This window comes from Pseudomonas sp. IT-P100, from assembly GCF_949767185.1.
GTDB lineage: Bacteria > Pseudomonadota > Gammaproteobacteria > Pseudomonadales > Pseudomonadaceae > Aquipseudomonas > Aquipseudomonas fluorescens_B.
Window position 1 is genome coordinate 183,971 of the sequence record NZ_CATKQK010000001.1, and the last position, 20,924, is coordinate 204,894.

Here is a 20,924-nt window from a genome sequence, read left to right on the forward strand (position 1 = left end):
AGTGGCACATGCATGAGCATCCGCTACAACGCTTCTTCAAATCCTTGCGTGAACGTCCGATGTTTGCGTGGGAGCGCTATCAGATGCGCGATGTGCTGGTGATCGATCATCCGCTGTGTCAGGCGGTGTTCAGTCGGCAGGGCGCGCAATTGCTGCACTTCCAGCCCAAAGGGCAGAAACCGTGGCTCTGGTGCGCGGCGAAGTGGCCCCACGTGGGTGCGATTCGTGGCGGCGTGCCGGTGTGTTGGCCATGGTACGGACGGCATCCGAGTGAAAACGCATGGCCATCCCATGGCTGGGCGCGGTTGCTCGACTGGAAACTGCTCGACAGCAGCCATGACGACGACGGCGTGCACCTGCACTGGCAACTGCAGTTGTGTGACTGGCAAGTAGACCTGCATGCCCACCTTGGCGAACGCATGGCGTTGCGCCTGAGTACCGAGCATCAGGACAGCCTGCCGTGCCAATTGAGTCAGGCGTTGCATGCTTACTGGCGTATTGGCGATGTTGGCGAGATAGCGCTGTCTGGGCTCGACGGTGCGCAAGGTTATGACCAGTTGAACCGCCAGGCTTGCCAGCAGGAAGGCGAGTTGCGGGTGGAGGGTGGCTGTCAACGCGTGTTCCAGCATGACGGCGAATTGCAGCTCAGGGATCACGCCTGGCAGCGGGAATTGTGCATTGATACCGGGGAGGATGCGGACACGGTGGTCTGGCATCCCGGTTCGCGTCCGCTATTGGGCGTAAGTTGGAACGAGATTTCCGAGTTTGTCTGTGTGGAGGCGGCGAGCGGTGGGACCGATAGCCTGAGCCTGGCGCCGGGGCAGAAGGCTCATTTGAGTTTGCAGGCGCGGGTGGGAGTTTAGTTCAGGTGCGGCAGTGTCTGGACTACCGCCATCGCGAGCAGGCTCGCTCCCACAGGGGATTGGTTTTGAACACAAATGCTGTGTTCACCGAAGATCCAATGTGGGAGCGAGCCTGCTCGCGATGAGGCCGAACCGGTCAGTAGAGATTTCGGATCAGTTGAACTCATCCCCCACCGGATACCTGCTCGCATTCAAACTCTCTTTGATCTTGCGCAAATGCGGCTGGAAATCCACCCCGCGACGCAACGTCATGCCGGTGGCGAGCACATCCAGCACCGTCAACTGAATGATCCGCGATGTCATCGGCATATAAATGTCGGTGTCTTCCGGCAGCGGGATGTTCAGGCTCAGCGTACTGGCCTTGGCCAACGGCGAACCTTCGGCTGTCAGCCCAAGCACCGAAGCGCCGTTTTCCCGGGCGATACGCGCCACTTCCACCAGCTCGCGAGTACGGCCGGTGTAGGAAATGATCACGAACAACTCGCCGGTGTGGGCCACCGACGCAATCATGCGCTGCATCAGCACATCCGCATGGGCGGTGACGGCGAGGTTGAAGCGGAAGAATTTGTGCTGCGCGTCCAGCGCCACCGGGGCTGATGCGCCGAGGCCGAAGAAGTGGATCTGCCGGGCCTGAATCAACAGGTCGACAGCGCGGCTTATCAGATTCGGGTCCAGGGCCTGCAAGGCACTGTCCAGCGACGCGATGGCGCTGCCGAAAATCTTCTTGGTATAGGCTTCCGGATTATCGTCGGCCTCGACCGCACGGCTGACATACGCCGCGCCGCTGGCCAGGCTCTGGGCCAGCTGAAGTTTGAGTTCCGGGTAGCCGCTGACGCCGAACGAACGGCAGAAGCGGTTCACCGTCGGCTCGCTGACCTTGGAGGCCTGGGCGAGGGCGGCGATGCTGAACCGGGTGGCCTGCTCTGGGTTGAGCAGGATCACTTCGGCGACTTTGCGTTCGGCCTTGTTCAGGTCTTCAAGGCGATTCTGGATCTGTTCCAGCAGATTTCGCACGCGGTCCATATGATTTCCTAGGTTCTGCAATGCAAATAAGGGCTCGGCTATGCAAATTGGGCCTTTGATGCGACCCCAAGCGGTGGCCTATCCTACTGATGGCTCCGACCGACCACCACTCGGAATCTGTATTTTGCGAAAATGTTGTGGTTATTACTACATTTTTGCTTGAGCGATGCCTTGAAAAAAGGTATTTGTAGCTTAACTTGATAAAAGAACAAACATCATGCCTTCGATTACGGTTGAACCGTGCACCTTTGCCTTGTTCGGCGCGCTTGGCGATCTGGCCTTGCGCAAGCTGTTTCCTGCCCTCTATCAACTCGATGGCGCAGGCCTGTTGCACGAGGACACGCGCATCATCGCGCTGGCCCGTGAGCCGGGCAGCGAGCAGGAGCATCTGGCGTTCATCGCTTCCGAGCTGCGCCGCTACGTCGGCGCCAAAGAGCTGGACGAAGCGGTGGTCGAACGTTTTCTGGCCCGCCTGACCTATCTGCACGTCGATTTCCTCAAGTCCGAAGACTATGTGGCCCTGGCCGAAATGGCCGGCAGCGCCCAGCGAGTGATCGCCTACTTCGCCACGCCGGCCGCTGTTTACGGCGCGATCTGCGAAAACCTGGCGAAGGTCGGTCTGGCCGAGAACACCCGTGTGGTGCTGGAAAAACCCATCGGTTCCGATCTGGAATCCTCGCGCAAGGTCAACGACGCCGTGGCGCAGTTCTTTCCGGAGAACCGCACCTACCGCATCGACCACTACCTGGGCAAAGAGACCGTTCAAAACCTCATCGCCCTGCGTTTTGCCAACAGCCTGTTCGAAACCCAGTGGAACCAGAATTACATCTCCCACGTGGAAATCACCGTGGCTGAAAAGGTCGGGATCGAAGGCCGCTGGGGCTACTTCGACAAGGCCGGTCAGCTGCGGGACATGATCCAGAATCACCTGTTGCAACTGCTTTGCCTGATCGCCATGGACCCTCCGGCCGACCTGTCCGCCGACAGCATCCGCGACGAGAAAGTCAAAGTGCTCAAGGCGCTGGCGCCCATCAGCCCGGAAGGCCTGACCACCCAAGTGGTGCGCGGCCAGTACATCGCCGGTTACAGCGAAGGCAAACCGGTTCCCGGCTACCTGGAAGAGCCGAATTCCAACACCCAGAGCGACACCGAAACTTTCGTCGCCCTGCGTGCCGACATCCGCAACTGGCGTTGGGCTGGGGTGCCGTTTTACCTGCGCACCGGCAAGCGCATGCCGCAGAAACTGTCGCAGATCGTCATCCACTTCAAGGAACCGTCGCACTACATCTTCGCCCCCGAGCAGCGCCTGCAAATCAGCAACAAACTGATTATCCGCCTGCAACCGGACGAAGGCATTTCCTTGCGTGTGATGACCAAAGAACAAGGCCTGGACAAGGGCATGCAGCTGCGCAGCGGTCCGTTGCAGCTGAATTTTTCCGACACCTGGCGCAGCGCACGGATTCCCGATGCCTACGAGCGGTTGTTGCTGGAAGTGATGCGCGGCAATCAGAACCTGTTTGTCCGTAAAGATGAAATCGAAGCCGCGTGGAAGTGGTGTGACCAGTTGATCGCCGGGTGGAAGAAATCCGGTGATGCGCCCAAGCCGTACGCGGCCGGGTCCTGGGGACCGATGAGCTCCATTGCTCTGATCACGCGGGACGGGAGGTCGTGGTATGGCGATATCTAATTTGAAACTGCCTCAGGGCGTCAGCGCCCATGAGTTCAAGAGCCCGGTGTTGCTGGCCGATGGTTTGGCGCTGAAGGTGGCCAAGCAACTGAGTGACGCTATCGACGCTCGCGGGACCGCGACGCTGGTGGTGTCCGGTGGACGCAGCCCGGTGGCGTTTTTCCAGAACCTGGCGAAACAGAAACTGGATTGGTCCAAGGTCGTCGTGACCCTGGCTGATGAGCGTTGGGTGCCGGTGGAACACGCCGACAGCAACGCCGGTCTGCTCAAGCGCTACCTGTTGCAAGGTCTGGCGGCCAAGGCTCAGTTCCTGAGTCTGTACAGCGCCAGCGCCAACCTTGAACAAGCGGCCGAGCAAGCCGACCGTTTGCTCGCCGAGTTGCCTGCCATCGACGTGCTGGTACTGGGCATGGGCGACGACGGCCACACCGCGTCGTTGTTCCCGAACAGTCCGAACCTGGCCGACGCCTTGAAAGTCGACGGCACACGTCGTTGCTACCCGATGCTGGCGCCGACCGTGCCGCATCAGCGCCTGACCATGAGTCGCGCGCTGCTGGCTTCGGCCAAACACACCGTTCTATCGATTTCCGGTCAGTCCAAGCTGACCACCCTGAGTGCCGCATTGGCCGGTGACGATGTCGCCGCCATGCCGATTCGCGCGTTTCTGCAACCTACGTTAGAGATTTACTGGTGCCCATGAGCCAAGGAACAGCCGCTATGACAACCCCATCCCCGACCGTTTCCATGGCGGACAAAGTTGCCCTGATCGACAGCCTCTGCGCCAAGGCGCGGATCCTGCCGGTAATCACCATTGCTCGCGAACAGGACGTGCTGCCGCTGGCCGACGCCCTCGCGGCTGGTGGCCTGACAGCCCTGGAAGTGACCTTGCGTTCGCAGTTCGGCCTCAAGGCCATCCAGATCCTGCGCGAGCAGCGTCCGGAACTGGTGACCGGCGCCGGCACCGTGCTCGATCGCCACATGCTGGCCGCCGCAGAAGCCGCCGGGTCGCAGTTCATCGTCACGCCGGGCATCACCCGTGACTTGCTCGAAGCCAGCGTCGACAGCCCGATCCCGCTGTTGCCGGGCATCAGCAATGCCTCGGGCATCATGGAAGGCTACGGTCTGGGCTATCGCCGCTTCAAACTGTTCCCGGCGGAAGTCAGCGGCGGCGTCGCGGCGATCAAAGCCCTGGGCGGCCCGTTCGGCGAAGTGAAATTCTGCCCGACCGGCGGCGTCAGCCCGGCCAACATCAAGAGCTACATGGCGTTGAAAAACGTGATGTGCGTGGGCGGTAGCTGGATGCTTGATCCGGAGTGGATCAAGAACGGTGACTGGGCCCGCATTCAGGAATGCACCGCCGAGGCCTTGGCGCTGCTGGACTGATCTGCTTTTACCTGACACTTCGTTGTGTGTTCTACGGCTTTAACGGTGCGCTTGGTCGGTGCACCGTTTTTTTTTGCCCAATGAAAACCACTGAACCTGTGGCATTCGAGACAGGACATCACGCGATACATAGTTACCGCATCTCGCCGCTCATCCGGCGTTAACCTGCGTTCATCTTATGGAAGAGAGAGCGTCATGGACGACAACACCTCAGTGACATCCGCACAACCGGCTTGCCTGCTGTCACCCGAACAGATCGCCGGCCCGTATTTTCGAAACCCTAAACTGATCAGGCGAAACATCAGCGAAGGCATGGACGGCGTTCCTCTGGTGCTGAAACTGACGATCGTCGATGCGATGACCTGCCAGCCGGTCACCGGCGCCATCGTCGATATCTGGCATTGCAATGCGCGTGGTGCGTATTCGGGCTGGAGCAGGATCGACCCGGACAAGGAAGTCGACAACGGCGATATCGGCGCGATCCCGCGTACCGATGACGATACCTACCTGCGCGGCGGGCAGTTCACGGATCAGAAAGGCATCGTGCGCTTTACCACGATCTATCCGGGTTTCTATGCCGGACGCGCGTTGCACATCCACGTCGCAGTCCGAGTCACCGCAGGCAACAACTATCTCGAAGAACGGCATGTCGCCTGGGTCGGCCAGCTGTACTTCCCTGAAGCGGCTTCGCGTTCGGTGCTCAACACCCGGCAATACAGTGGCCGAAGCGTCGCGCCACTGACCAACGATCAGGATGTTCTCTATGAAACCATGGGCGGCGAAGCCTCGACCCTGACCGTTCACACCCTCAGTCGAGACTCGAAAGAAGACGGGTTTTTCGGCCAAATGACCATTGGCATCGACACGTTCGCGGCGTCATCGCAGATCAAACCGGAGGACTTCGACAAATACACGGTCTGACGTCAGCGCAGTTCGTGCAGTGCCTGGGTCAACACGTCCATATGCGCAGCGGTGGTGGTCAGCCCCGGTGTGATGCGGATGCACGGGCCACTCGCTGCACCGCTGCGCGTCACGGTGAACAGGTTGTAGTCCTTGAGCAGCCGCTCGGCCATTGCCTGCTGATCGGCGTGCCGGGTAAAGCGCATCGCCGTGATGCCGCAATACAGTCGAGGGTCGTCCGGGGTCATGACGTCGATGCCCGCCAGATCGCGTACCGCATTGACCCAGCGGTTGCGCAGGTAATTGAGCCGTGCACCCTTGGCGGCCGAACCGCCCATGGCCCGATGCTCCTCGAACACCAGCGGCAGGGTCAGCAACGCCGGGATGTTGGGGGTGCTGTATGGCGTGCGGGCGCGAACGTCAGTGACCGGGAAATGCATCTCGCCCATGTCCGGGTCGATGTCGGCCAGGCGCTCGGGAGCGATATACATGAAGCCCAGGGTCAGCGGCGCACCGATCCACTTGTGCAGGTTGAAACCGGCGAATGCGACGCCCAGGTCATCGAGTTTGAATTCGATCTGGCCCAGTGCATGAGCGCCATCGAGGATCACGTCGATCCCGTGTTCCCTGGCGGCAGCGACAATCGCCTTCACCGGCATCACCAGCCCGGTGCGGTGAGTGACGTGGGTCAGCGCCATCAGCTTGAGCTTCGGATAACGCGCGAATGCATCGCGATAAGTGGCCAGCAAACTGTCGAAACTGGCGGGGTGCGCGTGATCGATCTCGATGACTTCAACACCGCGATGCCGCGCGAGCCAGCGCATGGCGCCTTTGACCGTGTCGTACTCCAGATCGCAGATCAGCACCTGATCGCCCGGCTGCAGTCGGTTGTAATTGCGGATCAGCGATTGCAGACCGTCCGACGCGTTGCGGGTGAGGGCAACGGATTCTGCGGCCACGCCAATCAGGTCGGCGAGCTGGGCCAGGATCGCAAGGTTTTCGTCCCGTTCGAAGCGCTGGCGTACATGGACCGAGTTGCTGCGGTTGATGAGTTCGATGTTGCGTTGGTATTCCTCAATCACCGTGCGCGACATGCGTCCGAAATAGCCGTTCTCGAGGTTTATCGGGCCGGGTTCGACGGCATAGCGGTCGGCAAAGGTCTGCCAAAACATTTCATCACGGGCGCGGCGGGTGTTATCGGGCATGGGGATGGCTCAATGGCGAGGGGCAGGTTTGCCGTGTTTGGCGCGCAGCGGTTCAAGCAACTCCGACAGGCCGTTGTGATCGATTTCCTGCATCAAGGCCAGCAGTCCGCCCAGTTCGCCATGGGGGAAACCTTCCCGGGCGAACCAGTTCAGGTATTGGCCGGGCAGGTCGGCAATGATGCGGCCCTTGTACTTGCCGAAGGGCATTTGACGGGTAATCAGCAGTTCGAGTTTTTCAGGGTTCATCAATCAGTCGTCTTGAATCGGTCAGGCTGGAAAATACAGGCATTCTGCATGCAGGCCAATTGACAGATCATGCAAATAACGCGGATACAGATTTCTGGGTAAAATTTAAGTTATTGAAATGTAAGCAATAAATTATCAATTCAAAGCTGGCATGCAGGGTGCAATAGCTATTGCATCTTTCATCAACCCGCGAGGAATTGAAAATGACCGACATGAATAAAGAAGCGATCTCTGTACTCAATGACCTGATTGAAACCTGCAAAGACGGTCAGGAAGGGTTCAAGACTTGCGCTGAAGACATCAAGCACCCAGAACTGAAAACGCTGTTCATCCAGCGCTCCGCCGACTGCGCTACGGCCGCTTCGGAGCTGCAAGCGGCTGTGCGTTCGATGGGTGGCGATCCGGAAACTTCCACCAGCGTCAGCGGTGATCTGCACCGTCGCTGGGTCGACGTGAAAGCCATGTTCACCGGCAAGGATGAAGAAGCTGTGCTGAACGAAGCCGAACGCGGTGAAGACCATGCGCTGAAGGCTTACAAAGAAGCCATCGAAAAAATCAACAAGCACAACCTGGTGGGCATTCGTGATCTGGTTGAACGTCAGTACCACGGCGTGCAACGCAATCACGATCAGGTGAAAGCCCTGCGTAACCAGGCTCGCGCACGCTCGTAAGCGCGCAAAGCCTGTCAGAAACGCCAGCCAGTCTGGCGTTTTTTTGTGCCCGGCTTTTAGCGCTGGACGATAGATAGATAGCCAGCTAATAATTTGATTTCAAGTCACTTCGGTGAACCCGACTATCGTTAAATCGTCCTTTGAAGAGTGCTTTACGTGCCTATCACTTTGCAGGCTTTGTTTGCGCCCGACCGCCGTGCCCTGCAGTTCGCGATCAAGACCCTGCTCGGCGGCGGCCTCGCGTTGTGGCTGGCATTGCGCTGGGGGCTGGAGCAACCGGCCTGGGCGTTGATGACGGCGTTCATCGTCGCCCAGCCGCTGTCCGGGATGGTGGTGCAGAAGGGCTTGGCGCGGCTGTTGGGGACGCTGATCGGAACGATCATGTCGGTGGTGTTCATGAGCCTGTTCGCACAGACGCCGTGGTTGTTTCTTCTGGCATTGGCGTTGTGGCTCGGGCTGTGTACGGCGAGTTCGACCTTGCTGCGCAGTGCCTGGTCCTATTCGTTCGTGCTGGCCGGTTACACGGTCGCAATCATCGCCTTGCCCGCCATTACTCACCCGCTGACGGTGTTCGATCAAGCGGTGGCGCGCTGCACGGAAATCTGTCTGGGCATTCTCTGCGCCACCGCCGCCAGTGCCTTGCTGTGGCCAATGCGGGTTGAACGGCAACTGGCGGATCAGGCGCGAGCCGCGTGGCAGAGTGGCATGAATGCCGCGCGCGCGACGTTGGCCGGCGACGGTCAGGCGCGCAAGGGCCTGCTGGAAATCCTCGGTCGAATTGTTGCGGTGGATGCCCAGCGCGAGCACGCCTGGTTCGAAGGCGGACTCGGCCGGCAACGTGCGCGGGCCATCAGCGGACTGAGCCAGAAACTGTTGATGCTGCTGCGCATCGCCCGTTCAGTACGGCGTCAGTGGAAGCAGTTGGAACCGCAGGAAGCCGTACAGTTGGAGCCATGGATGACCGAGGTTCAGGAAGCGCTCGCCAGCCCGGATACAGCGACGTTGCAAGCCTTGCGACCGCGTTTGCTCGATGCCTCCCATGATCCACGGATCAGCTCTGCGCAGAGTTATTGCCTGGTCCGTTTCACATTGTTGATGGATACCGCGATGGCGGCCAACGCGGCGTTGAAGGCGGTGGAGGAGGGCAAGGAAACCGTGGAACCGCCGCGCACCCTGACGCCGCACCGCGACCTGTCATTGGCGCTGGTCTTCGGGGCGCGCAGTGCCTTGGCGTTTCTGGTGGTGTCGTGTTTCTGGCTGGCGACGGCCTGGCCCGCCGCCTCGGGCGCATTGGTGCTGACCTGCGTGGTGTGCAGCCTGTTCGCCAGTCGCGAGAACGGCGCGCAGATCGGCATGAGTTTCATGCGCGGGATTTTTCTGGCGATCCCGGCGGCGTTTATTGTCGGGCAGATTCTGCTGCCGCAATGGAGTGGTTTTGCGTTGCTTTGCATGGGCATGGGCGTGCCGTTGTTTCTGGGCGCGCTGGGCATGGCCAAGCCGCAGATCGGCGCCACGGCCACTTCGTTTTGCCTGCATTTCATCGTGCTGGTGTCACCGCTCAACGCGATGAAGTTCGACGTCGCGACGTTCTTCAACAGCGCTCAAGCCATGGTGGTCGGCGTCGGCGCGGCAGTGTTGGCGTTTCACTTGCTGATTCTGCGCAACCCGGCCTGGCACGGGCGACGTCTGCTGGCAGCAACCCTCGACGATCTCGTGCGCTTGACCCGGCGCAATTTGCCTGGCGCTGAAAGCTGGTTCGGCGGGCGCATGGCCGACCGTTTGCTGCAACTGGCGCGGCACTATCCGGAGTTGCCGGAGCCGGCGCGCAGTCGCTGGGATGACGGCTTGCTCGGTCTGGACATCGGCGACGAACTGCTGCATTTGCGCTTGAGCCTGGCCGTGGCGCAGGTGCCGGTCAGTGCGCCGCAGCGCCGCTATCTCGAGGCACTGGAAAAAGTCCTCGAACAGGGCCCGAGCGGTCGTTATGCCGATGCCCTGGAACAGCCCAGCGAAACATTCTTGAACACCTTGTACGCGTTGCCGCCCAGCGATGCCGTGAAACTGGCACAGGGCGCGGTGCTGCAATTGCAGAACAGCTGGCGCGCGTGGTGCCGTCAACAGGAGCAAAGCCATGGGCTTGCGTGAATGGTCGGTGGGGGGCGTGCTGCTTAGCCCGTTTCTGATTTATGTGCTGCTGGCGCTGCTCGTCACCGGGGCCTTGCGCCTGCTGTTGCGCCTGACCCCGGCCGGCCGCTGGATCTGGCACGAAGCGTTATTCGATTGCGCCTTGTACGTCTGTGTATTGACCCTGATCACCGTCGTCCTCGGACCTTTATAAGGAGTTGAACATGCGTACATCCGTACGTGTCGCGGTTACCCTGTGCCTGGTGGCGGTGGCGATTTTTGCCGGTTTTCATTTGTGGCAGTACTACATGCTCACGCCGTGGACCCGGGATGCGCGGATTCGCGCCGATGTGGTGGTGATCGCTCCGGATGTGTCAGGCTGGGTGCGTGAGCTCAAGGCCTTCGACAACCAGTCGGTGAAGGCGGGCGACCTGTTGCTGAGCATCGACCGCGACCGGTTCGAAGCCGCGCTGGAGAAGGCGCAAGCGGTGGTGCAAACCCGTCAGCAGCAACTCAATCTGCGTGAGCGCGAAGCCAGTCGCCGTGCTGCCCTCGGCCCGCAAGCGATCAGTGCCGAGCTGCGCGAGAACGCGCAAATCAACGCCGGCATCGCCCGTGGTGAACTGCGCGAAGCCCAGGCCGAAGCCAAGGTCGCTGAACTCAACCTCGCCCGAAGCGAGGTCCACGCGCCGCGCAGCGGCCACATCACCAACTTGCGTCTGGCCCAAGGCAATTACGTGAATGCCGGGCAAGCGGTGATGGCGCTGATCGACGATTCAACGTTCTATGTGCAGGCGTACTTCGAAGAAACCAAACTGCCGAGGATTCGCGTTGGCGATCCGGTCAAGGTCTGGTTGATGAGTGCGGGCGAGGCGCTGCAAGGGCATGTGGAAAGCGTCAGCCGCGGGATTACCGATCGCAACACCACGCCGGATGGGCAGTTGCTGGCGGAAGTGGAGCCGACGTTCAACTGGGTGAGACTGGCGCAGCGGATTCCGGTGCGGATCAAACTGGACAAAGTGCCCGAGGGGATCAATTTGAGTTCGGGGATGACGGCGAGTGTGCAGGTGCAGGAAGGCGACCGGTAGCAGTCCCTGTGACGAGGGCGCTTGCTCCCGCTGGGGTGCGAAGCACCCCCAAAATCAGGCACCGCGTTTAATCTGGTGAACCGAGGTGACGTTTATTGCGACTGCTTCGCAGCCGAGCAGGAGCAAGCTCCCTCGCCACAGGGGAGCGGTGAATCAGCCGATGCTGATCGCCGGCAACGTTGGCAACGTCACGGTTTGCTGTTTGCGCGGTGCCAGAATTTCCGCTTCGCCATCCACTACCAACTCATCACGCTGGTTGAACACCCGCGTCGCAATGCGCACACGAAACTTCGGCAGTTTCTCCAGGATCTCCAGGCGCACCGTCAGCGTGTCGCCAATTTTCACCGGCTTCTGAAAGCTCATCTGCTGACCGATATAAATGGTGCCCGGCCCAGGCAACTCGCAGGCAACGGCGGCGCTGATCAGTGCACCGCTGAACATGCCGTGAGCGATACGCTCCTTGAACATGGTGCCAGCGGCGAATTCAGCGTCCAGGTGCACCGGGTTGTGATCACCGGACATCGCGGCGAACAGTTGAATGTCGCGCTCTTCGACCGTCTTGCTGTAGCTGGCGGTCTGCCCGACTTCAAGGGCTTCGTAAGGGGTGTTGGTAACCTGGGTCATCGGTTTCAATTCCTGTGACAAATAAAAAAACCACAAAACACTATTCGGATCGGGGTGGGCGGCGGTGGCTCAGGGCGTGCGCGATCCAGCTCAGCACATCGGCTGTCACTTCATCGCGATTGCTCTCGTTGAACAGTTCGTGCCGTGCCTGCGGGTAAATCTTCAGTTGCAGGCTCTGGCTGCCAGCGGCACGCAGTGCATCGGCCAGATCTTTCAGACGCTTGCCCTCACTCACCGGATCACATTCACCGCCAATCACCAGCAGCGGCAGGCCCGGATCGATCTGGGCGAGATTGGACGCTTTGCTGATTTGCTGCAAGCCGCCGAGCAAATCGATCCAGAACTGATTGGTGCAGCGAAAGCCGCAGAGCGGGTCGTTGGCGTATTTGTCGACTTCGGCCGGGTCGCGGCTGAGCCAGTCGAACGCGGTGCGCACCGGTTTGAACTTCTTGTTGAACGAGCCGAACGACAGCCATTCGATCAGCGCGCTGCGCCCCTTCGGCCCCTGGCGCAAGCGTTCGAGGCGGGCGATTTGCCGGGCGGCGCGATAAAGCGCCACCGGTTGAAAGTTCGAACCACTGAGCACCGCCCCATACAGGCTGGCGCTGTGATGCAGCAGATAGGCCTGGGCGATGTAACTGCCCATGCTGTGGCCGAGCAGCACGATCGGCACGCCGGGATGTTGCTGGCCGATGTGCTGATTGAGGCTGGCCAGGTCACCGACGACCTTGCACCAGCCATCGTCATCGGCGAAATGTCCGAGTGTCCCGTTTTCGGCAGTTTTGCCATGTCCACGCAAGTCAGGTGCGTAAACGCCATAGCCCTGTTCACAGCATTTTTCCGCCAGACGGGCATAGCGAGCACTGTGTTCGGCCATGCCGTGGGCCACCAGGATCACCGCTTTCAATGGTGCGTCGGGCAGCCACTGGTTGACGAAGAGGCGGCTGCGGTCACTCGCGGTCAACCAGAAGGTGTCGTGGATCATGGCGATTCCTTTGCATGGGCTCGGTGCATTGTATAGCGCATCCTTCACCGGGCGTCTGATCAGGCCACGCCACGGCACCAAGATTCACACGATCAATGACGGACGTTGGCATATTTGCCTGATTCGTCATAGCTGCTAGTGTCCGTGAAGCTCCGCTTTTTGCTTTTTGTTTTTCTGACAGTGCAGAGAGTGGCCCCGGATCGGTTCAGGTAAAGAGGACAAGAACAATGCAACCTGATTTCTGGAATGACAAACGCCCGGCCGGCGTACCCCTGGACATTGATCAAGGGGCTTACAAGTCGGTGATCGAGGTGTTCGAGCGTTCCTGCAAAAAATTTGCGGACCGCCCGGCCTTCAGCAACATGGGCGTGACCCTGACCTACGCCGAACTGGAACGCTACAGCGCCGCGTTCGCCGGTTACCTGCAAGCCCACACCGACCTGGTGCCGGGGGATCGCATCGCGGTGCAGATGCCCAACGTCCTGCACTACCCGATTGCCGTGTTCGGTGCGTTGCGCGCCGGGCTGATCGTGGTCAACACCAACCCGCTGTACACCGCACGGGAAATGCGTCACCAATTCAAGGATTCCGGTGCCCGGGCGCTGGTCTACCTGAACATGTTCGGGCAGAAGGTCCAGGAAGTGCTGGCCGACACCGACATCCAGTACCTGATCGAAGCGAAGATGGGCGACATGATGCCCTCCGCCAAAGGCTGGCTGGTCAACACCCTGGTGAGCAAGGTCAAGAAAATGGTCCCCGACTATTCCTTGCCGCAGGCCGTTTCCTTCAAGAGCGCGTTGCGCATGGGCCGGGGCCTGGGCATCAAGCCGCTGGACGCCGGTCTCAGCGATATCGCCGTGCTGCAATACACCGGCGGCACCACCGGCCTGGCCAAGGGCGCGATGCTGACCCACGGCAACCTGGTGGCGAACATGCAGCAGGCGCGGGCGTGCCTGGGGCAGTTCGGCAATGATGGCCAGCCGCTGCTGCGCGAAGGCCAGGAAGTGATGATCGCGCCGCTGCCGCTGTATCACATCTATGCCTTCACCGCGAATTGCATGTGCATGATGGTGACCGGCAACCATAACGTGCTGATCACCAATCCACGGGACATCAAGGGCTTCATCAAGGAACTGAAGAACTGGCGGTTTTCGGCATTGCTGGGGCTCAACACGCTGTTCGTTGCGTTGATGGACCATCCGGATTTCAAGACCCTGGATTTCTCCAGCCTGAAACTGACCAACTCCGGCGGCACTGCGCTGGTCAAGGCCACCGCGGAGCGCTGGGAGCTACTGACCGGGTGCCGCATCACCGAAGGCTATGGCCTGACCGAAACCTCGCCGGTGGCGTGCACCAACCCGTACGGCGACAAATCGCGGATCGGCACGGTCGGCCTGCCGGTGCCGGGCACTACGCTGAAAGTCATCAACGATGAAGGCGTCGAGCAGCCAATGGGCGAGCGCGGCGAACTGTGCATCAAGGGCCCGCAGATCATGAAGGGCTACTGGCAGAAACCCGAGGCCACTGCCGAAGTGCTGGATGCCGAAGGCTGGTTCAAGTCCGGCGACATCGCCGTGATCGATCCGGACGGTTTTGTGCGCATCGTCGATCGCAAGAAAGACATGATCATCGTCTCGGGTTTCAACGTGTACCCGAACGAGATCGAAGACGTGGTGATGGCTCACCCGAAAGTCGCCAACTGCGCGGTCATTGGTGTGCCGGACGAACGTTCGGGCGAAGCGGTGAAGTTGTTTGTGGTGGCGCGAGAGTCGGGGGTCAGCCTTGAAGAGCTGAAGGCCTACTGCAAGGAAAACTTCACGGCGTACAAAGTCCCCAAGCACATTGTGTTGCGTGAGTCGTTGCCGATGACGCCGGTGGGCAAGATTCTGCGGCGGGAGTTGCGGGATATCGCCTGATCGGTCATAGATCCGGGCGGTCCCAAAAGATCGCAGCCTTCGGCAGCGCCTGCAGGGAATCGTATTCCTCCGTAGGCGCTGCCGAAGGCTGCGATCTTTTGCTTTTATGGCCCGGTTTTAAAGGCTTTCAGGGATTTATAGAATTATTGCTCTAAAATGACCGCTTGTTATTCTCGAGTCACAAAAGTGACTGTAGAGGCCGCTTTTGGCTCTAGTCGGCCCTTTGCAAAGCTGCTACTCTCGGCGCGCTTTGGGACCTCTCGGCGGCTTTAACAGCCAGACTCACCCATAATCAAACACCAATAATAACCGCATCAAAATGCGGTATTTGAATTCGCGTTGCTGAGGAGTGGGCTTCCATGATCGAAGACTTCTGGAAGGATAAGTACCCTGCCGGGATTGCTGCCGACATCAATCCGGACGAGTATCCGAATATTCAGGCAGTGCTGAAACAGTCCTGCCAACGCTTCGCCGACAAACCGGCATTCAGCAACCTGGGCAAGACAATTACCTACGGTGAACTGTACGAATTGTCCGGCGCCTTTGCCGCTTACCTGCAACAGCATACCGACTTGCAACCGGGCGATCGAATCGCCGTGCAGCTGCCCAACGTCTTGCAGTACCCGGTCGCTGTGTTCGGTGCCATTCGCGCCGGGCTGATCGTGGTCAATACCAACCCGCTGTACACCGCGCGGGAAATGGAACACCAGTTCAACGACTCCGGCGCCAAAGCCCTGGTGTGCCTGGCCAACATGGCGCACCTGGCCGAGACCGTCGTGCCGAAAACCGGCGTCAAGCATGTCATCGTCACCGAAGTGGCGGACCTGTTGCCGCCGCTCAAGCGCCTGCTGATCAATAGCGTCATCAAGTACGTGAAGAAGATGGTCCCGGGGTATCACTTGCCCAAGGCCGTCAAGTTCAACGACGTGTTGAGCAAGGGCCATGGCCAGCCAGTGGCTGAAGCCAACCCGGCCAGCAGTGACGTGGCGGTGCTGCAATACACCGGCGGCACCACTGGCGTGGCGAAGGGCGCCATGCTGACCCATCGCAACCTCGTCGCCAACATGCTGCAGTGCAAGGCGCTGATGGGTTCCAACCTCAACGAAGGCTGCGAGATCCTGATCACGCCGCTGCCGCTGTACCACATCTACGCGTTCACCTTTCATTGCATGGCGATGATGCTGATCGGCAACCACAACATCCTGATCAGCAACCCGCGCGACCTGCCGGCGATGGTCAAGGAACTGTCGAAGTGGAAGTTCAGCGGTTTCGTCGGCCTGAATACGCTGTTCGTTGCCCTGTGCAACAACGAAGGTTTCCGCAAACTGGATTTCTCGGCGCTGAAAGTCACCCTGTCCGGCGGCATGGCCCTGCAACTGGCGGCGGCCGAGCGCTGGAAAGCGGTCACCGGCTGCGCCATCTGCGAAGGTTACGGCATGACCGAAACCAGCCCGGTGGCGACGGTGAACCCGATCCAGAACATCCAGATCGGCACCATCGGTATTCCGGTTCCGTCGACCCTGTGCAAAATCATCGACGATGCCGGCGTTGAACAGCCGATGGGCGAAATCGGCGAGTTGTGTGTGAAAGGTCCGCAGGTGATGAAAGGCTACTGGCAGCGCCAGGAAGCCACCGATGAAATCCTCGACAGCGAAGGCTGGTTGAAGACTGGTGACATCGCGCTGATCCAGCCGGATGGCTACATGCGCATCGTCGATCGCAAGAAAGACATGATTCTGGTGTCCGGTTTCAACGTGTACCCGAATGAGCTCGAAGACGTGCTCGCGACCCTGCCGGGCGTACTGCAATGCGCAGCCATCGGCGTGCCGGACGAGAAGTCGGGCGAAGCGATCAAGATTTTCATCGTCGCCAAACCGGGCGTGACGCTGACCAAGGAGCAGGTGATGGAGCATATGCGCGCCAACGTCACCGGCTACAAGGTGCCGAAAGCGGTGGAGTTCCGCGATGCGTTGCCGACCACCAACGTTGGCAAGATCCTGCGGCGGGAATTGCGTGATGAAGAGCTGAAGAAGATCAACGCGAAGAAAGCCACCGCGTAATCCAGCAAAAAGCCCCGCAGATGCGGGGCTTTTTGTTTATAGCGATAGGGGCGGGCTTCTGTGGCGAGGGAGCTTGCTCCCGCTCGGCTGCGCAGCAGCCGCGATCACTGCGATGGAGATACATCAGGAGTATCGCGGCGCCTGATTTGGGGCCGCTTCGCAGCCCAGCGGGAGCAAGCTCCCTCGCCACAGTTTGTCTGCGATCGGTGTTACAGGCGGAACGGCGCGAAATTGACGTGGGTGCCCGCCGGGCGCATGTCCTGCAAGTACGAATCCTTGTCCGCACTCAGTTCCAGGCTTAACGCTGCCTTGCGCTTGCCCTGGTTACGCACGACCAGCCCTTCGAGCTTCTCGCGCAGGAACACCGTCGGCACTTTCAGGTGCAGCAGTTCATCGGTGTCCGGTGTGTGCATCAGCAGGTGGATCCATTCGTACTGACCAACGGCCAGGCGTGCCACCGGGATGTCGAACCACCAGATGTTGCGGTTACGGTTCAATTCGGTGAAATGGCAGTTGTTGACGCCAAGCACAGCACCGCCGAGTTCCTGGTTTCTGCGGGCAATGGCCTGCTTTTTATCGAGTTTCATAACATTCCTACGGGATTGGATCTTCAGCGCCACGGCCTGAATACGTTGCGCATTCTCGGGGGTTGCTCGGCAAACATAAAGCCCAACCTGCACGGAACGATGAAATGTCGCCGGGAAAATAAATGAAACTCCGCGCAAACGGCTCCGGTCAATTCTTGTGTAACGACTTTTCTCGTTCAATTGTTCACAGGAGAAACACCATGAGCAGCACTGGCGATAAAGTAAAAGGCATGGCCAACGAAGCCGCCGGCAACGTCAAGCAAGGCGTCGGCAAGGCCACCGGTAACGACAAAATGCGCGCCGAAGGCGTGGTGCAGGAAAGGAAAGGCGAAGCTCAGCAAGCAGTGGGCAAAGCCAAGGACGCGATCAAAAAAGGCATCGACAAGGCTTGATTCGGCCTTGGATGAATATCAGAGGCGGCCATCCACGGATGGCCGTTTTTGTGTCAGCCTGAACTTGCACACTGAAATTGTTTCAAAGTCGCCAAGTAGGCTACTTTGATGTAGAAAACGGCCCCTGAGTCGCCACGACTTCAACCCAATCTGCGGCGAAAGGAGACGCTAATGTTTTTCCCACACATGAAAGGCCTGCGCCTGCACCGTGTCATGGTGCGCACGGTGACCGAGTTCGTCGACGACGAGATGTCGACCTATGCCTCGGCACTGGCCTATCAAATGCTGTTTTCGCTGTTTCCCTTCATCCTGTTCCTGATCGCCCTGATCGGTTTCCTGCACCTGCCGGACTTCTTCTCCTGGCTGCGTCTGCAATCGGAACTGGTCCTGCCGCCCCAGGCGCTGGAACAGGTGAACCCGGTGATCGACCAGCTCCAGCAATCCAAGGGTGGCCTGCTGTCGGTCGGTATCGTCATCGCGCTGTATACGGCTTCGGCCGGCGTGCGCCTGATGATGAGCGCGATGAACGCCGCCTACGATGTGGTGGAGGGCCGTCCTGCGTGGAAGCGTTTTCCGCTGTCGATTATCTACACCATCGGCATTGCCGGCATGTTGCTGGTCGCCGCCGCGTTAATGGTGCTCGGGCCGCAGGTGATGGGCTGGATTGCTGCGCAGGTCGGGCTGGAAGACTTCATTGTCACGGTCTGGACGATTGCTCGCTGGCCAGTCATCGTTGTCCTGATGATGATTGCGGTGGCGTTGATCTATTACGTCATGCCCGACGTCAAGCAAGAGTTTCGTTTCATCACCCCCGGCTCGGTGCTGGCGGTGGCGGTGTGGATCGTCGCTTCCCTGGGGTTCGCGTTCTACGTCAAGACTTTCGCCGACTACAACGCCATGTATGGCAGTATCGGCGCGATCATCGTGCTGTTGCTGTACTTCTATATTTCCGCGGCGGTGCTGTTGCTCGGTGCGGAGATGAATGCGGTGATCGAACACATGTCGAACGAAGGCAAGGGCCCTGGCGAAAAGGTCCCCGGCGAGCTCGACCCTGCACATAAACACCACGTTTCGGGACTGGGTCGGGATCACTCGATCAAGCCGAACACTGACGAAGTCATCAAATGATCCGTGAAATCCTGAAAATGGGCGACGAGCGCCTGCTGCGTGTCGCTCCTCCGGTCCCCGCCGAAATGTTCGACAGCCCGGAGCTGTGGCAACTGATCGACGACATGTTCCAGACCATGGAAAGCGTCGGTGGCGTTGGCCTGGCGGCGCCGCAGATCGGGGTCGACCTGCAGCTGGTGATCTTCGGTTTCGAGCACAGCGAACGCTACCCGGATGCCGAAGCGGTGCCGCAGACCATTCTGATCAATCCGCTGATCACGCCGTTGAGCCCGGTGATGGAAGAGGGCTTCGAAGGCTGCCTGTCGGTGCCTGGCCTGCGTGGCGCGGTAAATCGTTATCAGCAGATTCGCTACGAAGGTTTCGACCCGAAGGGCGAGCCGGTCGTGCGCATTGCCGAAGGCTTTCATGCCCGTGTGGTGCAGCACGAATGCGATCACCTGATCGGCCGGTTATATCCGTCGCGGATTACCGACTTCAGCAAGTTCGGGTTCACCGAAGTCATGTTCCCGGATCTCGATCCCAACGCCGACGATTGATTTCACCGCCGCTCCCACATTAGATCTCCATGCCTCTACCTGACCGGTTCCAGCCCCATCGCAATCATCGGCTTGCTGCGCGCATAGCGGCTCAAGCGTTCGACCATGGCGTAAGGCATGGCCGGATCGAAGGTAAAACCGCGTCGTTCATAAAATCCGCGCAAATCCGGATGGCAGAACAGCCACACCGGTTGTTCGAGACCTTTCACCGCTTCGGCGATCAGCGCCGCCGCAATTCCTTGTTCGCGGCAGGCCGGATCGACGAACAAACCGGTCAGCCAATGCCCGCCCGAGACCGGACGCAAACACAGCGCGCCAATGATCTCGTCGCGCCTGGCGACCCACAATCGAGCGTCGCGCACCGCTTTCATCGACGATTGGTGGGCACGATAAAACTTGTTCATCAGCGGCCATAACGGCTCGGCGAGCAAGGTGTACTGGGTGTCGGGCATGGAGGTGATCTGTCGGTGCGCAAAGCGGGCGATTATAAAAGAACGCGCGCCCGGCGATAGGTGTATACCTGATCTCACATCCCGTATGAGTGGAGTACGTATCATGGCCAAAGGCATGGATTCAAAAAAAGCGGCAAAGAAAAAACCGGCGAAAACCGCCGATGAAAAGCGCGCAGACAAGAAGGCCAAGAAGGTGGATGTGTTCGGTCATTGATTCCTGTGAACCTGTGGCGAGGGCGCTTGCTCCCGCTGGACTGCGCAGCAGTCCCTTTTTTGGGGCCACTTCGTGACCCAACGGGAGCAAGCGCCCTCGCCACACGCATTTATGGAAGCGGGCAAGCCCGCGATGGCCTCAAGGCTTACGCGGATTCTGCGGCCAACGCCGCTTTCACCGCCGACCGCTGATCAATTCTGGCTTGAAACGCCGCCAACGCCGGCCACTCATCCAAATCAATCGCAAACAACGGCGCCCACCGCAACACCGTAAACAAATACGCATCGGCAATGCTGAACCCACCCGCCAGCAAATAATCCTGACGCTCCAGCGTCTGGCACACCACCGCAAACCGCTTGTACAACTTCTCCTTGATCTGCGCCTTCACCTGCTCCGGGAACTGCGCATTGAACAACCAACCCAGCGCGCCATGAATCTCCGTCGAAACAAAGTTCAACCACTCCTGCAACCGCACCCGCTCGAACGTCCCATGGGCTGGCGCCAGGTTCGCCTCGGGGCACAGGTCTGCCAGGTACTGCAGGATCGCCGGGCCTTCGGTCAGCACTTCACCGTTGTCCAGTTGCAGCGCCGCGACGTAACCCTTTGGGTTGATGACGAGGAAGTCCGCTCCGCTCGCGGTCTGTTTGGTGCGGATATCGACGCGAATCAATGCGAAGGGCAGGTCCAGCTCGCGCAGCACAATGTGTGGTGCGAGCGAGCAAGCGTGTGGGGCGTAATACAACTGCATCGGCAGGCCTCTGGTTCGGGGTTATCGCCAGTGTCATAGTGCGCGGCGCCTTCGGTAAAATTAATTCTTAAGAAAACTGCCATAAGGAAAGC

22 protein-coding genes are annotated in these 20,924 nt (G+C 59.6%); 14 read left to right on the forward strand and 8 right to left on the reverse strand.

Translation table 11 applies throughout. The annotated features are described in order from the left end of the window. Positions 1 to 8 precede the first annotated feature (8 nt). Positions 9 to 863 (forward strand): D-hexose-6-phosphate mutarotase, encoded by an 855-nt coding sequence (locus ACM6IQ_RS00800; RefSeq protein WP_017340429.1) that lies wholly within the window; start codon positions 9 to 11, stop codon positions 861 to 863. Positions 864 to 1,016: 153 nt separating this feature from the next. Here the strand turns inward: ACM6IQ_RS00800 and ACM6IQ_RS00805 are convergent, their stop codons facing one another. Continuing rightward, the gene (locus ACM6IQ_RS00805) at positions 1,017 to 1,877 is read right to left on the reverse strand and encodes a MurR/RpiR family transcriptional regulator (RefSeq protein WP_172825977.1); all 861 of its coding nucleotides are present in this window, start codon (positions 1,875 to 1,877) and stop codon (positions 1,017 to 1,019) included. 226 nt (positions 1,878 to 2,103) lie between these two features. Here ACM6IQ_RS00805 and zwf point away from each other — a divergent pair, with 226 nt between their 5' ends. The 4 genes from zwf to ACM6IQ_RS00825 all read left to right on the forward strand — a co-directional run bounded on the left by zwf (position 2,104) and on the right by ACM6IQ_RS00825 (position 5,877). Next, positions 2,104 to 3,573 carry a glucose-6-phosphate dehydrogenase gene (zwf, locus tag ACM6IQ_RS00810; RefSeq protein WP_017340427.1) on the forward strand — a complete coding sequence of 490 codons (1,470 nt, stop codon included), beginning with the start codon at positions 2,104 to 2,106 and terminating at the stop codon, positions 3,571 to 3,573. Continuing rightward, positions 3,560 to 4,273 carry a 6-phosphogluconolactonase gene (pgl, locus tag ACM6IQ_RS00815; protein WP_017340426.1) on the forward strand — a complete coding sequence of 238 codons (714 nt, stop codon included), beginning with the start codon at positions 3,560 to 3,562 and terminating at the stop codon, positions 4,271 to 4,273. Before zwf ends, pgl begins: the two co-directional genes overlap by 14 nt. Positions 4,274 to 4,290: 17 nt before the next feature. Beyond that, entirely contained in the window at positions 4,291 to 4,956 is a 666-nt protein-coding gene (locus tag ACM6IQ_RS00820) for a bifunctional 4-hydroxy-2-oxoglutarate aldolase/2-dehydro-3-deoxy-phosphogluconate aldolase (RefSeq protein WP_017340425.1), read from the forward strand. Between the two features lie 195 nt (positions 4,957 to 5,151). Further along, on the forward strand, positions 5,152 to 5,877 hold the full coding sequence (locus ACM6IQ_RS00825) for an intradiol ring-cleavage dioxygenase (RefSeq protein WP_017340424.1): 726 nt from the start codon (positions 5,152 to 5,154) through the stop codon (positions 5,875 to 5,877). A 2-nt stretch (positions 5,878 to 5,879) separates the two neighbouring features. Here the strand turns inward: ACM6IQ_RS00825 and ACM6IQ_RS00830 are convergent, their stop codons facing one another. Continuing rightward, complete coding sequence (locus tag ACM6IQ_RS00830) at positions 5,880 to 7,061, reverse strand: aminotransferase class V-fold PLP-dependent enzyme (protein ID WP_017340423.1); 1,182 nt, start codon at positions 7,059 to 7,061, stop codon at positions 5,880 to 5,882. Positions 7,062 to 7,070: 9 nt separating this feature from the next. Next, a complete protein-coding gene (locus ACM6IQ_RS00835; RefSeq protein WP_017340422.1) occupies positions 7,071 to 7,307 on the reverse strand; it encodes a DUF3820 family protein in 237 nt (78 codons plus the stop codon). Between the two features lie 203 nt (positions 7,308 to 7,510). Here ACM6IQ_RS00835 and ACM6IQ_RS00840 point away from each other — a divergent pair, with 203 nt between their 5' ends. The 4 genes from ACM6IQ_RS00840 to ACM6IQ_RS00855 all read left to right on the forward strand — a co-directional run bounded on the left by ACM6IQ_RS00840 (position 7,511) and on the right by ACM6IQ_RS00855 (position 11,190). Beyond that, positions 7,511 to 7,978: a ferritin-like domain-containing protein gene (locus tag ACM6IQ_RS00840; RefSeq protein ID WP_414877889.1), complete on the forward strand. Its 468-nt coding sequence runs from the start codon at positions 7,511 to 7,513 to the stop codon at positions 7,976 to 7,978. Between the two features lie 156 nt (positions 7,979 to 8,134). Continuing rightward, entirely contained in the window at positions 8,135 to 10,123 is a 1,989-nt protein-coding gene (locus ACM6IQ_RS00845; RefSeq protein WP_414877890.1) for an FUSC family protein, read from the forward strand. Further along, positions 10,110 to 10,316 (forward strand): DUF1656 domain-containing protein, encoded by a 207-nt coding sequence (locus tag ACM6IQ_RS00850; protein WP_017340419.1) that lies wholly within the window; start codon positions 10,110 to 10,112, stop codon positions 10,314 to 10,316. The genes ACM6IQ_RS00845 and ACM6IQ_RS00850 overlap by 14 nt, the downstream gene beginning before the upstream one ends. Positions 10,317 to 10,326: 10 nt before the next feature. Continuing rightward, entirely contained in the window at positions 10,327 to 11,190 is an 864-nt protein-coding gene (locus tag ACM6IQ_RS00855) for an HlyD family secretion protein (RefSeq protein ID WP_017340418.1), read from the forward strand. A 153-nt stretch (positions 11,191 to 11,343) separates the two neighbouring features. Here the strand turns inward: ACM6IQ_RS00855 and ACM6IQ_RS00860 are convergent, their stop codons facing one another. Further along, on the reverse strand, positions 11,344 to 11,814 hold the full coding sequence (locus tag ACM6IQ_RS00860) for a MaoC family dehydratase (RefSeq protein ID WP_008151121.1): 471 nt from the start codon (positions 11,812 to 11,814) through the stop codon (positions 11,344 to 11,346). 40 nt (positions 11,815 to 11,854) lie between these two features. Next, on the reverse strand, positions 11,855 to 12,799 hold the full coding sequence (locus ACM6IQ_RS00865; RefSeq protein ID WP_414877891.1) for a lysophospholipase: 945 nt from the start codon (positions 12,797 to 12,799) through the stop codon (positions 11,855 to 11,857). A 227-nt stretch (positions 12,800 to 13,026) separates the two neighbouring features. Between ACM6IQ_RS00865 and fadD2 the strand changes: the two genes are divergently transcribed. Next, positions 13,027 to 14,715 (forward strand): long-chain-fatty-acid--CoA ligase FadD2, encoded by a 1,689-nt coding sequence (fadD2, locus tag ACM6IQ_RS00870; protein ID WP_414877892.1) that lies wholly within the window; start codon positions 13,027 to 13,029, stop codon positions 14,713 to 14,715. 359 nt (positions 14,716 to 15,074) lie between these two features. Further along, on the forward strand, positions 15,075 to 16,775 hold the full coding sequence (gene fadD1, locus ACM6IQ_RS00875) for a long-chain-fatty-acid--CoA ligase FadD1 (RefSeq protein WP_017340415.1): 1,701 nt from the start codon (positions 15,075 to 15,077) through the stop codon (positions 16,773 to 16,775). Positions 16,776 to 16,984: 209 nt separating this feature from the next. On the opposite strand, the gene ACM6IQ_RS00880 is transcribed toward fadD1, so the two are convergent. Next, entirely contained in the window at positions 16,985 to 17,362 is a 378-nt protein-coding gene (locus tag ACM6IQ_RS00880; protein ID WP_017340414.1) for a hypothetical protein, read from the reverse strand. Positions 17,363 to 17,562: 200 nt separating this feature from the next. On the opposite strand from ACM6IQ_RS00880, the gene ACM6IQ_RS00885 reads away from it, so the two are divergent. The 3 genes from ACM6IQ_RS00885 (at position 17,563) to def (ending at position 19,418) form a co-directional block, all read left to right on the forward strand. Further along, entirely contained in the window at positions 17,563 to 17,754 is a 192-nt protein-coding gene (locus ACM6IQ_RS00885; protein WP_017340413.1) for a CsbD family protein, read from the forward strand. A gap of 171 nt (positions 17,755 to 17,925) precedes the next feature. Then, entirely contained in the window at positions 17,926 to 18,882 is a 957-nt protein-coding gene (locus ACM6IQ_RS00890; protein WP_414877893.1) for a YihY/virulence factor BrkB family protein, read from the forward strand. Continuing rightward, positions 18,879 to 19,418: a peptide deformylase gene (gene def / locus ACM6IQ_RS00895; protein ID WP_017340411.1), complete on the forward strand. Its 540-nt coding sequence runs from the start codon at positions 18,879 to 18,881 to the stop codon at positions 19,416 to 19,418. The genes ACM6IQ_RS00890 and def overlap by 4 nt, the downstream gene beginning before the upstream one ends. A 35-nt stretch (positions 19,419 to 19,453) precedes the next feature. Here the strand turns inward: def and ACM6IQ_RS00900 are convergent, their stop codons facing one another. Continuing rightward, a complete protein-coding gene (locus tag ACM6IQ_RS00900; RefSeq protein ID WP_414877894.1) occupies positions 19,454 to 19,870 on the reverse strand; it encodes a GNAT family N-acetyltransferase in 417 nt (138 codons plus the stop codon). A gap of 359 nt (positions 19,871 to 20,229) precedes the next feature. After that, positions 20,230 to 20,832 carry a glutathione transferase GstA gene (gene gstA / locus ACM6IQ_RS00905; RefSeq protein ID WP_414877895.1) on the reverse strand — a complete coding sequence of 201 codons (603 nt, stop codon included), beginning with the start codon at positions 20,830 to 20,832 and terminating at the stop codon, positions 20,230 to 20,232. Between the last annotated feature and the right edge of the window lie 92 nt (positions 20,833 to 20,924).